Origin of the sequence: Mycobacterium sp. URHD0025, from assembly GCF_000426065.1 — a bacterium.
Classification (GTDB): Bacteria; Actinomycetota; Actinomycetes; order Mycobacteriales; family Mycobacteriaceae; genus Mycobacterium.
The window spans coordinates 347,737-360,995 of record NZ_AUEQ01000006.1 but is presented as its reverse complement, the minus strand read 5'-3'; the positions used below and the strand labels follow the sequence as shown (position 1 = coordinate 360,995).

At 66.7% G+C, this 13,259-nt stretch carries 11 protein-coding genes; 4 read left to right on the top strand and 7 right to left on the bottom strand.

Annotation, left to right across the window (positions count from 1 at the left end):
* Positions 1-185 precede the first annotated feature (185 nt).
* On the top strand, positions 186-851 hold the full coding sequence (locus tag H977_RS0106195; protein WP_231395886.1) for a DUF6891 domain-containing protein: 666 nt from the start codon (positions 186-188) through the stop codon (positions 849-851).
* A gap of 66 nt (positions 852-917) precedes the next feature.
* Positions 918-1,463, top strand: a complete 546-nt coding sequence (locus H977_RS0106190; RefSeq protein WP_051288695.1) for a hypothetical protein — start codon at positions 918-920, stop codon at positions 1,461-1,463.
* Here the strand turns inward: H977_RS0106190 and H977_RS0106185 are convergent.
* Both H977_RS0106185 and H977_RS0106180 read right to left on the bottom strand, forming a co-directional pair.
* Entirely contained in the window at positions 1,426-1,905 is a 480-nt protein-coding gene (locus tag H977_RS0106185; RefSeq protein ID WP_029107030.1) for an SRPBCC family protein, read from the bottom strand. The two genes, H977_RS0106190 and H977_RS0106185, sit on opposite strands and share 38 nt — an antisense overlap.
* A 40-nt stretch (positions 1,906-1,945) precedes the next feature.
* On the bottom strand, positions 1,946-3,439 hold the full coding sequence (locus tag H977_RS0106180; RefSeq protein WP_029107029.1) for an adenylate/guanylate cyclase domain-containing protein: 1,494 nt from the start codon (positions 3,437-3,439) through the stop codon (positions 1,946-1,948).
* A gap of 773 nt (positions 3,440-4,212) precedes the next feature.
* Here H977_RS0106180 and H977_RS0106175 point away from each other — a divergent pair.
* On the top strand, positions 4,213-5,265 hold the full coding sequence (locus tag H977_RS0106175) for a hypothetical protein (protein WP_155946537.1): 1,053 nt from the start codon (positions 4,213-4,215) through the stop codon (positions 5,263-5,265).
* Positions 5,266-5,315: 50 nt separating this feature from the next.
* Here H977_RS0106175 and groL read toward each other — a convergent pair whose 3' ends face one another.
* Positions 5,316-6,935, bottom strand: a complete 1,620-nt coding sequence (groL, locus tag H977_RS0106170; protein WP_029107027.1) for a chaperonin GroEL — start codon at positions 6,933-6,935, stop codon at positions 5,316-5,318.
* Positions 6,936-7,030: 95 nt separating this feature from the next.
* The gene (gene groES, locus H977_RS0106165; protein ID WP_036390082.1) at positions 7,031-7,333 is read right to left on the bottom strand and encodes a co-chaperone GroES; all 303 of its coding nucleotides are present in this window, start codon (positions 7,331-7,333) and stop codon (positions 7,031-7,033) included.
* 257 nt (positions 7,334-7,590) lie between these two features.
* On the opposite strand from groES, the gene H977_RS0106160 reads away from it, so the two are divergent.
* A complete protein-coding gene (locus tag H977_RS0106160; RefSeq protein ID WP_029107026.1) occupies positions 7,591-8,883 on the top strand; it encodes an HNH endonuclease signature motif containing protein in 1,293 nt (430 codons plus the stop codon).
* On the opposite strand, the gene H977_RS32640 is transcribed toward H977_RS0106160, so the two are convergent.
* Genes H977_RS32640 through H977_RS0106145 form a run of 3 tightly spaced genes read right to left on the bottom strand, consistent with a single transcriptional unit; the run spans position 8,818 to position 13,111 of the window.
* Positions 8,818-10,485, bottom strand: coding sequence for a diol dehydratase reactivase ATPase-like domain-containing protein (locus H977_RS32640; RefSeq protein WP_081681631.1), 1,668 nt, complete (start codon positions 10,483-10,485; stop codon positions 8,818-8,820). The genes H977_RS0106160 and H977_RS32640 overlap by 66 nt on opposite strands.
* Positions 10,482-10,841, bottom strand: coding sequence for a diol dehydratase small subunit (locus H977_RS0106150; RefSeq protein ID WP_029107025.1), 360 nt, complete (start codon positions 10,839-10,841; stop codon positions 10,482-10,484). The genes H977_RS32640 and H977_RS0106150 overlap by 4 nt, the downstream gene beginning before the upstream one ends.
* Complete coding sequence (locus tag H977_RS0106145; protein ID WP_051288694.1) at positions 10,838-13,111, bottom strand: propanediol/glycerol family dehydratase large subunit; 2,274 nt, start codon at positions 13,109-13,111, stop codon at positions 10,838-10,840. The genes H977_RS0106150 and H977_RS0106145 overlap by 4 nt, the downstream gene beginning before the upstream one ends.
* Between the last annotated feature and the right edge of the window lie 148 nt (positions 13,112-13,259).

The window sequence follows — 13,259 nt, the reverse complement described above, 5'->3', positions numbered from 1 at the left end:
CGGATAAGTCACCGACATTCCGTACCACGCCGCCACTCCGGTAGCAATATTGCGAGGTTTGCCGACGTGGTTGTCATCGGCCGCTTTTCGGCCATCCGGCAAGGCAACTCATTCGCAGCTGACGCTACGATCGCCACCGCCGGGTGATTCGCCCGGTTCCGACAGCAGACCTGGAGGCCAGCGCCGTGAGCGCACCGTCGAACCCGAACGTGATCCCCGCCCACGCCGCGCTTCCCGGCCTCCCGCTGGACGACGAGGATCGCGCCACGCTCACCTCCGAGATCTGGGGAATGCTGGTCACCGGCAACGACGACGTCGAGGAGTTCCTCGAGATCTATGCCGACGACTACGAACTCACCGAAGATCAACTGACGGCTGCCTTCTCCGCTCTGCGCGAGGCAAGACTGCGTCAGCAAGCCGAGATCGGCGACTACCGGTCGCGCACGCAGGCGGCCTTCGAGGAGCTCAACGCCAATGGCGTCGTCGCCCGTGCCGACTTCTCGTGCTGCGGCACCTGCGCGTCGGCCGAGATCGGTGACGAGCGCGACGACAGCCGCCACTGGACGGGATTCATCTACTTCCACAACCAGGACACCGACCGCCTCGTCGAGGACGGCGCGACCTACGTCGGCTACGGAGCGTTCGAGCCGGAGAACTTCGACGAGGACGCCTACAACCAGCTCAGCGATGAGGCCAAAGAAGACCTGTACTTCAGCGACGTGACCCGGATGCTCGACGACGTCGTGTTCCCCATCGTGCGACGCCACGGCATCGAACCCGAGTGGAACCGCGATCTGGGCACGCGGGTGCTGCTCACCAACGCCGACTGGTACGCGCCGATCGACGGCTGACGATCTGTAACTTCCGTGGCGGACGCGCCGACATACAGTTCAGCGCGTCTGAAGGGGGTTAGGCCGATGCTGAACAGTCGCCGCCGCACAATGGCGGTCGCCGGTGCGGTCACGGTCACGCTGGCCCTGCCGGCAGTCGTGAACCTCGCAGTCGCCCACGGCGATCCATTGCCCGGATTCTGCGAGCAATCCAGTGTCGTCGACGACGTCTGCACGGCCCGGCTGACGTCCGTGACGGCCGATGTCATCGACGGCACGATCACCGGGACGCCGGTGGGTGGCGGGGCCGCGGTCACCCTCGCGGGGCCCGAAGACGCGTACCTGAAATCCGTGGGATACGGAGATTCGCCGCCGGACGCGGTCGGGCAATGGGACGCGGAGATCGACAAGGTCGGCGGCCTCGACACCTCGCCGGCCAACCCCAACTGGTACGGCAACGCCAAGGCCAGAGTGTTCCTGCCCAGAACCCTCAATGACCTGGCCACCAAGTTTCCTACCGGCAGTCTCGTCGTCCGGTTCACCCCTGACGACTCCCGACCGGACGCGTTCCGGCTGGTGTCGATTCAGCCGACGGCTACGCCCGATCCTCTGCCAGCTCGGCCAGGTGCTTGAGCGAGTTGTCCAGGTGCTGCCCGTCGAACGGCGGGAACTCGATGTGCTCGCGCAGCGCGGGCGGCACCGCCGACCAGTCATATGTCAGCGTCACCTTCGTCCGGCCGTCGTCGACAGGCTCGAGGTCGTAACGCCAGATCCAGCCGCCGAACTCGAGGTTGGCGTCGTCGTCGCCTTGGCCGGGCAGCCACGCGATCGTGCGGGGAGGCTCGAAAACCTCGACACGGTTGGCCATCTCGTAGTGCATGCCGCCGTAGTTGTCGTGGTACATCGCCATCCGGAAAACCTGGCCGGTCTCGTTCAGTTGCCTGCCGTCGAGGGACTCCCGTACCCAGCCGGTGCCGTCGATCGCCTGATGGGTGCTCGGGTCGGCCAGCACCGCGAACACGGTGTCGGCGGGCGCGTTGATGGTGCACGCGGTGCTCATGGTGTCGTCAGTCATACCCGTACCGACTGACGGCGGCGCCCAAACTCATCGACGCCTATGCGAGCCCGAAAACCTTCACCGCGGCCGACTTGCCTTTCAACGCGTGAAATCCCCGGTCGGTGAGTCCGGCTGGGCGCACGTGCAATGCGTCGAGGGTCGGCTGGGTCAGCAGGATCGAGTCGCCGGTCGTCTTGGTGAGCTGCTCGACACGTGCTGCGACATTGACGGCATCGCCGATCAGCGTGAATTCCAGCTTGCCTCCGCCACCGATGGTCCCGGCGATCACCACACCGGTGTTGATGCCGATCCCGATCCGAAGCTCACCACCGAATCCCTCACCGACAAGCCGATGAATCAGCACGGCGGCGCTCACCGCCGCATCGGCATGACGCGCAAGGACATTGGGCGCACCGAAGACCGCCAACGCACCGTCGCCGAGGAACTTGTTCACATGCCCACCGGCATCGACCACCGCGGGCACCACGATCTCGAAAAGCGCGTTGAGCCGGGCAACGGTGTCCTCGGCGCTGCTGGCCTCGGCGAACGGCGTGAAATCCCGGATGTCGACGAACATCACCGTGACGTTCCGACGCTCGCCGGTGAAAATGTCATCACCCTGCTCGAGCAGCCGCGCCGCCAATGCCGGATCGACGTACGTTCCAAACGCAGCCTGAAGCCGTTGCCGCTCAGCCAAACCCGCCTGCATCCGGTTGAACGACGCCGACAGCGCACCCAAATCGTCGTCCTGGACTACGGGCAGGCGTTGGCTGTAGTCGCCGGCAGCAACACGTTCGGTCCCCTCTGCGAGGTCCCGGATCGGTCGCAGGAAGGGCGCGATCGCCATGACCGCGACCGGCCCGGCGATCAGCGTCAACACACACCCGATCGCCAAGGAGACGATGGGATCCTCGCGGGCGCGGTCGATCACCGACGCCGTGAGCGCGGCACCGGTCGAGAATCCGAACGCCATCGCGACCATGGCGATGTGGGACCACGCCGCAAAAGTGGGGTGCGAGCGCGGCAGGGAATCGCCGATTCCCGTGTCACCGGCGATGGCGGCCCTGACCGGACGCAGCGATCCCTCACTGAAGCTGTGCACAGCGAACAGTCCGGTGGCCGCTCCATACGCGGCACCGACAACGCCGTACTGCACCAACCGCCAACCTGACGCACCGGTCATCGTGGCGACGATGACCGCGACGCACGGCACCCAGACCACATCGGTGGCGAGCACCCGGGCTGTTGTCCTCCGCCCGTAGGTGTAGGTGGCGCGTAGCACCTCCATCGGATCGACCTCCTGGCCCGCCGCCCACCTTTCAATCAGGCGCAGCGGCTCTGAGCCCGGAAGAACCATCAGGTACACCCGGACCAACAGGGCGACGCAGGTGATGACGGCCGCCGCCAGATAGCGATCGGACCCCTCGAACGCGACGATGATCAACGGGAAAGCGAGGTGGACCGAGAGCCCCGTGAGGTAGACGAGGATGCAGATCGCCCAGGAGTACGCGGGCCCGTACCGATCCCACACCCGCTGAAAGATCCGGTCCATGCCGAAACAAAACACCCCCGGCTTGGTGGCCGGGGGTGTTTCGTACTACTTCCGGTGGGCGTGACATGCCGACGACTGCGGTCTCGGTATCTGGCTACCTCTCGCTATAGCGGCTTCAGCTGAGGCCGGCGCCCAGGACGGCGTAGCCAGCTGTGCGCTCCACTCCGACTTTTCTTACCGTCATCCAGCGATCCGAGCACCGCGAGACCAGGACACCGAGGGCGACGCACCGACTGCCTTCTCGGCACCCCGTTTCTTCGGGGCAGGCGGAAGCTACTGCCACTTGCCCGCTCGCCACTTGGTTGTTTTCGCAAATTTCGAGACCAGGATGGCCCTATTCGCGTCTTGACAAGTTCTGTTCTCTATCTGGATATTGGGGGCTTCTGTTAGTTAAGTCACACTTGTCCTCGCTATCAGTGGCAAACATGATGCTCCGCTGCGAGGAGATCGCCATGGTCACACGCATTCACCGACTTACGGGTGTGTGCTTGTTGACGACCGGACTCGTCGTGAGCTGTATGAGCGGGGCGATTGCATCCGCGGATTCCAAGAACGATGCCAAGTCGGATGCCGGCCACAAGACCAGTAGCTCGACCAGTGAGGGCGGTGGAACCTCGACCACGTCGTCCACCTCGACAGCGAAGACCGATACTGCTGTAGATGATCCTGCGACCGCCGCAGAACCCAGCCTCAAGAGCACGGGAGTTTCAGGGTCCATCGCCGACAAACCCACTTCGACCGTCTCCGCTCAGACGAACACATCCTGGGACACCGTGAGTACTGCTCGCACCGCGAGCACCTCGGACACCTCACTGCCGGCGTCGCTCGAAGCGCCGCACAAGGTCGCAGCCGAACCGACAGCGGTATCTGTGGTTTCGGAGGATCCACCCGCAACGACCGGCTTGCAGATCCCGACGCCTTCGGTAGGTGAGATCCTGGCCAATATCGACGCCCAGACCGAATCGCCTGCCCCCTCGACCGTCGCCCCGGCTGCCTCTGACACCTCCGATGCGACAAAGAGCAGTTCGGACACCGCCGAATCTGCGCAGCCGTTGGCTTCGACTTCCTCGGCGACTCCCTCGGCGGAGGACACGCCGACATCGGCCGTCGGGACCACCAGCGCTGCGGCCCCGGCGGAGGCTTCGGCGGCGGTCCCAGCGGAGGCTTCGGCGGCGGTCGCGACACCGACGTTCCGAGAGGCCGTTGTCTACCTGCTGCGGATACTGGCATCGGCCAAGAATTTCGTCGACGCCATCTTGCAACTTCCGGCGGAATTCCGTGCTGCGCTTGGCATCCCGTGGATCACACCAGGCATCAGCGGTTACCACGCACTCATGTCCACCCCGAACGTCGCGCTCTTGAATCTGTTGGTGGCGTCACTCTCACAGGCTGGTTCGCCGAGTCCCGGCAGTGCCCTTGCGGTCCATCGCAGCGGTATCGAGGTGGACGGCGGGATCACGCTGCTGACCACACAGCGGCGGCAGCCGGTACCTACGGCGCTCGCGGCTCCGGCACCCCCGCACCGCTCGGTGCCCACGGTTATCAAGGACACCGTCGCGGCGATTTTGGTGACGTTGTCGCTCTGGTCGATCTTCTATGCGGCATTGCCCGGCCTCGGCGGTCTGATCTCCTTCGGGGCGGCCGGCGTACGGATCGGTTACCGTCAAGCCAACGCCGGGATCGCCTTGCAGACACCTGAAATGGCACGTTTCCTTCGACCCGGGCCGATTGGCGTCGTACGTACCGGCTCACTCGTTTCGGTTCACTCACGCAGTACACCCGCCGGCCACCCGACCCGACGACGTCACCTCAAAACCGTCGCCTAGACGAAAACACCCCCGGTCAACAAGACCGGGGGTGCTCCACGTGACTACTTCTAGTGAGCGTGGCCGTGATGGCCGTGCCCGTGATCCTCTTCCTCGGCGGGCTTGTCCACGACGGCCGTCTCGGTCGTCAGGATCATGCGCGCCACGGATGCGGCGTTGAGCACCGCTGAGCGGGTCACCTTGGCCGGGTCCACGATGCCCTCGGCGACCAGGTCACCGTAGGTCAACGTGGCGGCGTTGAAGCCCTGGCCGTTGGACAGCTCGCTGACCTTGTTCACCACGACCGAGCCGTCCAGGCCGGCGTTGGTGGCGATCCAGTACAGCGGGGCCGACAGGGCCGAGGAGAACACCTCGACACCGAGGGCCTCGTCACCCTTGACCTCGCCGCGCAGCTTGTCGAGAGCGGCGCGAGCCTGCACGAGTGCGGAGCCACCACCGGTGACGATGCCCTCCTCGACGGCAGCCTTGGCCGCCGAGACGGCGTCCTCGACCGCTTCCTTGCGCTTCTTCAGGTCGGTCTCGGTGGCCGCGCCGACCTTGATCACCGCGACGCCGCCGGACAGCTTGGCCAGCCGCTCCTGCAGCTTCTCCCGATCCCAATCGGAATCGGTGCTCTCGATCTCAGCCTTGAGCTGCTTGACTCGGTCGGCGACCGCGTCGGCAGAACCGCCGCCGTCGACGATCACGGTGCTGTCCTTGGTGACCACCACGCGCCGGGCGGAACCCAGCACGTCGAGTCCGGCCTCGCGCAGCACCAGGCCCACGTCGGGGTTGACGACCTCACCGCCGGTGACGATCGCCAGATCGTCCAGGAACGCCTTGCGGCGATCGCCGAAGAACGGTGCCTTGACGGCGACGGCCTTGAGCGTCTTGCGGATGGCGTTGACCACCAGCGTCGACAGGGCCTCGCCCTCGACGTCCTCGGCGATGATCAGCAGCGGCTTGCCGGCCTCGGCGACCTTCTCCAGCAGCGGCAGCAGGTCGGGCAGGGAACTGACCTTGTCGCGGTGCAGCAGCACCAGGGCGTCCTCGAGCACCGCTTCCTGAGAATCGAAGTCGGTGACGAAGTAAGCCGAGACGAAGCCCTTGTCGAAGCCGACGCCCTCGGTGACCTCAAGCTCGGTGTTCAGCGTCGAGGACTCCTCGATGGTGACCACACCGTCGTGACCGACCTTGGTCATGGCCTCGCCGACCAGCTCACCGATCTGCTCGTCGCGCGAGGACACCGTGGCAACCTGCGCGATGGCCTTTTTGTCGTTGACCGGGATGGCCGCGGCCAGCAGGGCCTCGGACACCGCATCGGCGGCCTTGCCGATACCGAGTCCCAGCGCGATCGGGTTGGCACCGGCAGCGACGTTGCGCAGGCCGGTCTTGACCATTGCCTGTGCCAGAACGGTGGCGGTGGTGGTGCCGTCGCCTGCGACGTCGTTGGTCTTGGTGGCCACCGACTTCACCAGCTGGGCGCCGAGGTTCTCGAACGGGTCTTCCAGGTCGATCTCGCGCGCGATGGTCACACCGTCATTGGTGACCTGCGGTCCACCGAAAGCCTTGGCCAGCACCACGTTCCGACCGCGCGGACCCAGAGTCACCTTGACCGCGTCGGCGAGCTTGTCGACACCGGCCTCCATGGCCCGGCGCGCAGTCTCGTTGAACTCAATCTGCTTGCTCATAGATGTCTTTCTGCTTGAGAACGCATACCGCCCCGGACATCACCCGCACTGAACACGGGGATCTCCGGGGCGGTTACACGAGGTCCTTTACGGAACTACTTGGCGACGACAGCCAGCACGTCGCGCGCGGAGAGGATCAGGTACTCCTCGCCGTTGTACTTGATCTCGGTGCCGCCGTACTTGCTGTAGATGACGGTGTCGCCCTCGGCAACGTCCAGGGGGATCCGCTTCTCGCCATCCTCATCCCAGCGGCCGGGGCCAACTGCGACGACGGTGCCTTCTTGCGGCTTTTCCTTGGCGGTGTCGGGGATGACCAGACCGGAAGCGGTCGTGGTCTCGGCCGCATTGGCCTGAACGAGGATCTTGTCCTCGAGTGGCTTGATGTTGACTGCCACGATGGAAGCCCTCCACTTGTTTGGGTATCGAGTCCCGGTGTGCTCCGGGGCCCTCGGGTTAACCAGGTGTTCGGCATGCGTCCGTGCCCTCGCTCCGTCGTCGCGGGTGCCGGCGCTGGGGTAGGCCGCGTGCCACCTAGCACTCTATACATGCGAGTGCTAGCACTCAAGGGTGGGTTGTGCGCCGCCCGCGAACTCATCCATGGGCTGAAACCCCTGTCAAAAAGATCGAGTCGGTGAACGGTGTTATACTCGAACACATGTTCGAAGCTAGTTGGAACATCGACCCCGACGCCACGGAGGTGGCGTTGGTCGACCAGCTAGCTGCGATGACCCGCGCGACCGCCGGCATTGCGGCGGCACAGGCCAGAGTGACGGCGATGCTGGAAGCCAAGCGCCTCGCCCGTAAGGCCGCTGAGGGTGTGCCTACCGACAGACGCGCTCAAGGGCTGGCATCCGAGGTAGGGCTGGCCCGCAAGTCCTCCCCTTGGCACGGGGCGAGGTATCTGAAGATGTCCAGGATCCTGGTCGACGACATGCCCTACACGCTCGCGGCTCTGCAGTCCGGCGTGCTTACCGAAGACCGGGCGATGATCATCGCGGACCAGGCCGCCTGCCTCTCACCAGCAGATCGACACGCGATGGACGCCGAATTGTGCGCGGATCCTGCCGTGCTGGATGGTCTGGGGGACAAAAAGGTTGAGGCTGAGGCCGGGCGGGTGGCTTTTCGGCTCGACCACGACGCGGTGATGGCGCGCATCAGCCGCCATCAGTGCGATCGCGCTGTCACGCTGCGTCCGGCCCCGCACGGCATGGCGTACGTGACGGCGCTGCTGACCTCCGCAGAAGGCGTTACGGCCTATCAAGCGCTGCAGGCGGAGGCCGCCGCCGCCGGGGCCGCCTCGATCGCCGCCGGAGGTGGATGCGAGGGGCGAGGCCCGTTGATGGCCGATGCCTTCTACCGACGGGTCACCGGGCGTGAGGTCGAAGCCGCGGTCCCGGTCGCGCTCAATCTGGTGGTCTCCGACGAGAGCTTGTTGGCCCAGGGTTCCGAACCGGCGGTGCTGCAGGGATACGGCCCCATCCCGGCAGAGGTGGCCCGACAGATGGCCTTGGCGGCGCTGCTGGACCCCCAGGCCGAGGCCGCGGTGCGCAAGCTCTACGCCAATCCGGCCACCGGCAACCTGGTCGCCATGGAGTCCACCGCCCGGGCGTTCCCCAAGGGGCTGCGCTGGCTGATCGCCATGCGTGACCAAAAGTGCCGCACGCCGTATTGCGACGCCCCCATCCGGCACATCGACCACATCGCCCGGCACGCCGACGGTGGCGCGACCACCTCCGTCAACGGGCAAGGGCTTTGCGAACGCTGCAATTACGCAAAGGAAAGCCCCGGGTGGCAGACCGCGACCACCTACGACGGTTACGGCCGGCACACCACAGAACTCACCACGCCGACCGGCCGGACCTATCGAAGTACCGCCCCGCCGCTACCCACCGGCGCCCAGGTGTTCACCAGCGACATCCACGTCGTGCGCATTCACGCTGCCGCCTGACCGGTCGACCCGGTCCAGCTCTTCATCCCGCTGCGAGCCGTCGGCCGTCCGCGTCGCCATGGCCACCAATCCGTAGGCCACCGCGAACCGGTGCCCCAGCTGACCGGCCACGTTTCCACGTCCCACACTCACGTGGTGACCGAGCTGTTCGCTGACCGCACGAACCAGTTCGTCGTCACTCGCGCCGCCTCCGACAAGCAGCACCCCGCTCACTCCGGGGGCCGCCTGCTCGATGCCCCGCATCACATTGCCGCCGATGACCTGTCGTTTGGCCGCCAGGCGCCAGCTGCGCCACTCGGCGCCCGACAGCCGGGACGTGAAGGGCAGCCAACCGCTGGGGGCCGCCGTCAGCAGCCATCCACTGCACCGGCCGCTGACCGGCGTGTCCAAGAACTGCCGCCGGCCGTGTTCGTCCTCGATCAGCTGGACAGTGACGGCCGTGACCGCCTCGGCACGTTTGGCGTATTCCGCGGCGCTTCGGGAGATGTCCAGCGCGGTGGCCGTCGCCGCGGTCAGCAGCTGTCCCGCCCCCGGCAGCACGATGCGGGCTTCGTCGGACACGACGTCGACGGTGCCGCCGCCGACATCCACCACCACGACATCCGGGGTGATCCCGGGAGTGGTGAGGGCGCCGACGCGGGCCGCCGCAGCCTCCGAATCGACCCGCGTCACCGGTACGCCCAACGCGCGCGCCAGCTCGTCGGCTCCCGCCGGCGGTTCCTGCGTCCCACCCATGCTCGCCATCACCAGGCTGTCCACGGCGACCGATCCACGGCGTGAATTGGCCTGCGCCGCAATGTCGGCAAGGCGGACCACGTGGGCACCCTCCCCTGCGGGCCGCACGACGGGCGAGGAAACCGCCGGGTCGGCATCACCGAGGCAGACCACCGCGCAGGCACTGTCGAAGAGCTGATCAGCGATCACCCGCGCGTCGGCCCGCTCGGCCTCGCTCAAGCCGAACACATCGGCGAGCCAGAAGGGATCGGTGAGCCGTTGCAGTGGTGCGATGCCCTGGCGCACTTCGACTGCGACGCGGGCCGCCGACAGCAGCGCCGTGACGTCGACGTCGTCGACAACGGGCAGCGCCGTACTCAGCCGATTCGACACCAGCACGGCCTCATCGTTGGCCGTCAGCACCGCCGTGACGTCGCACCCCTGTGCCACAGCCTCATTCACGCGCAGCGCAACCTCACGGTAACCCCATTGCGCCGTCGCGCAGGCGATCACCGGGCGGCCCGGCTCGACGTCAGCGAGGCACTCGACCGGAACCGGCCGCCCCACACCCACCGCATCACCCGCGGTGGTGGCCGCCGACCGGGTGACGATCGCCAGCCTGCCCGTTCGACGTGTTTCCAGTTGGACCTGTTCGACGGTCGACTGCACGGGCGGGGTCGGGGCGAACGCCGCCCTGTCGATCACCAGCCCATGCGTCTCGGCCAGGCGCCGCACCAACTGTGCAGCACCCTGGACCGCCCGCGACGAGCCCTTGCCGCCCCGGGTCGGAGTGCGGGCACTGGCGAGAATCTCGAGTCCGTCGTCCATCCGGCAGAGCACCACCTCGGTGGTGGAGTTGCCGATGTCGACACCGGCCCAGACGGTCACCGCAGCAGGCCGCGCCGCTGGTAGGCCGTCGCCGCCTCCCGGACGAGCGCCGCACAGGTCGGCGCGTCGCGCTCCGCGAGGCGTTGCGCCAATTCTTCGAGCTCGGCGAAGCTCGACCGGTGGGGCCGCAACGCCTCGTACGCGGTCAGCATCTCCTCCGAGCTGAGCGCGGTCATCTCGGCGGCCCGCCGCAGGTTCATCGCCAGCTGCAGGGACCCGGATCGCTCCGCGATATCTGCTTGTGCCAGCAGGGTTTCGCGGCTCACCCTGATGTCGTCGAGCACCAGATCGCCGTTGCGGGCGGCCTCGACCGTCACCTCGGCGAGGTTGCGGCCCGAGTGTGCGGTGACCATCATCGCTTGAGCTCCAATTCCATGTTGACGCCGCGATCGTCGCGCTCCGATTCGGACCGCTCGATGGCCACCATCGACACCACGCGGGTGTGGTACCGGGCGGTGATCGCCTCGTCGGTGTACGCGTTACGCATCGGGGCAGGTGTCGTGCCCTTGGCGTGCCTGCCGGCGTTGATCCCGATCAGCCGGTACATCTCCGGCGTGATCAGCGGTGCGACACTGAGCAATTCGAGGTTCGCGAGCGGCGGAAGATCGCGGCGGTGAATCAGCGTGGTGCCCTTGGCCTGCAGCCCGACACCGATGCCGGATCCGGACAGCCGGGCCGCCGATTTACCGATCACTCCGAGATCCACGGAGTCGGCGATCCGGACCAGGCGCGGCACGCACTGCTCCTCCTCCAGCCCGGCCAGGATCTGTTCCAGCGCGTCGTAGACCACCATCCCCGACAAGGTGCGAAACAGCTTGACACCCAAGGCGGGAGACACGCCGATGACCACTTCGCGGGGATCGTCGCCCACGCTCGCAGGGCCCCGCACGATCATCCGATCCGGATCGGCGAAGGTCGCCTGCTCCTTGACCAGGTCGGTCACCGACCGCGCCTGCCGCACCGCGTCGATCTGGGCCTGGCGCTCCGCCGTCGGCCGGTATCCGGTGCCGGGGCCGCGGTAGTCGTTCGGATCCTGCAGGGCCGACAGCACATTCATCTGCTCGTCGAAGATCGCCGCGGTCTGCAGGTAGTCACCGGTGACGCGCGCCTTGGCCATACCCAGGACCCGCTCGGCGATATCGGTGAAACCCGTCTCGGCGAGCGCGGCGACGATGTCGAGCACCGTCAGGCCCGACTGCTCGATCATCCTGGCGGCACTGAGCACCTTCACCCCGTCGGTGGCGGGTAGATCCTTGGAACCCTCCGCCCCGACAACGGCTTCCACATGGTCGTCGTCGAAATCGGCGAGCCCCAGGTATTCGAACACCGCCCGGGTGGCTTCGGCGGCCTGGCGGCGCATGGCTTCCAGGGTGGTCGGGTCCACCGACCGCAGCCCGCCGTCGACGCCCCAGTCGCGCTGCATCACGAGATAGTCGTCGAGGTCGGCGGCATTGAAGTTGGACGGCCCGAACATGTTGTCGTAGGCCACCACCGAACCGAAACCGGAGAAGATGAAATCCGACCCCGACAACAGCACCGGCAAGGTCCGGCTGGTTCGCCGCATCGTCGACTCGGACACCAGCGAGTCGTTTCCGCTGCAGGATTCGAGCCCGCGCAGCATGACCATCAGGTTCTCGGCGATGAGCTCGCGGACACCGCCCGGCACCGACGCGGTGATCGAGGCGCCGTCGATACCGCCGTTCTGAACACCCTGTGCGCCAATACCTTTGGCCAGGGCGACACAGCGGGACTCCAGGTAGTTCATCGACTTGCGCTCGGCCTGGCCCATCAGCACCTCCGAGCCCGCCCCGCTGGACAGCCGCATCTTGATACCGCGGGACGCGTAGGACGAGGTGAGAAACGCCTTCGACCACGGAGTGTCGTCACCGTCGGTGAAGACCTGCTCGGTGCCGTACACCGACACCGTCTCGGCATAGGACACCAGTCCGCGCACCCCGAGTTCCAGCTCGCGTGCCTCCTCGACGGAGCACTGCGTCAGCGCGCCCGGCGCCGGCACCTGGGAACCGATCAGCAGACCCACCGCGACGGCCGGGGCGTCGTCGAGCACCGGGACGGTGGCTTCCAGTTCCCGGAACCCGTACACGACGGCGGTGGCGGCGTCGGCCGCGATGAGCAAGGGGTCGTCGAGGCGGTTGGTGACATGGGCCTGGTTCGCGGGGGTGCGGCGGGCCCGCATCTTCATCATCGCCATCTGGATCTCGACGGGCTGCAGCATCGCCACCACCCGGGCCATCTTCGCCGGGGTCAGTCCGCCGCAGACGCGCAGCACCTCTTCGCGCGGCACAGCCGAGTCGACGATCATCCGGGCCAGCTCGATCTCACTCATCGCCATCGACCGCGGTGCCTCCGCCGGGTCGACGGCGTAGCGGACGATGAACTCGTCGATGGTGTCGAAGTCGGCGGCCGCCTTCGAATCCATCTCCAGCACGGTGCCGTCGGCGGCCACCTTCCACGACGGTTCCGGGTCGTGGGGCGACAGGTGCGAGATCATGCCCAGCTCGGGGTCCGCCTGGGCGAATCCATCCAGGTTGACGCGCTGCTCATCCAGCAGCCGGATGCGCCCCAGCCGGTGATCCTGCTCGGTTTCGCTGCTGTCCGGGTTCATGGCGGTCGTCGTACCTCTCTGTCGCGTGACCGGCCAAGCATCGACCGAATGCGGCGACGGAAACAACGCCCGCCCGGCACCTTCCAACAATGTGTGTGACACCGGCGCGGCCGATGTGAACTGGCTTACAACAAGGTGTTGGAAACTG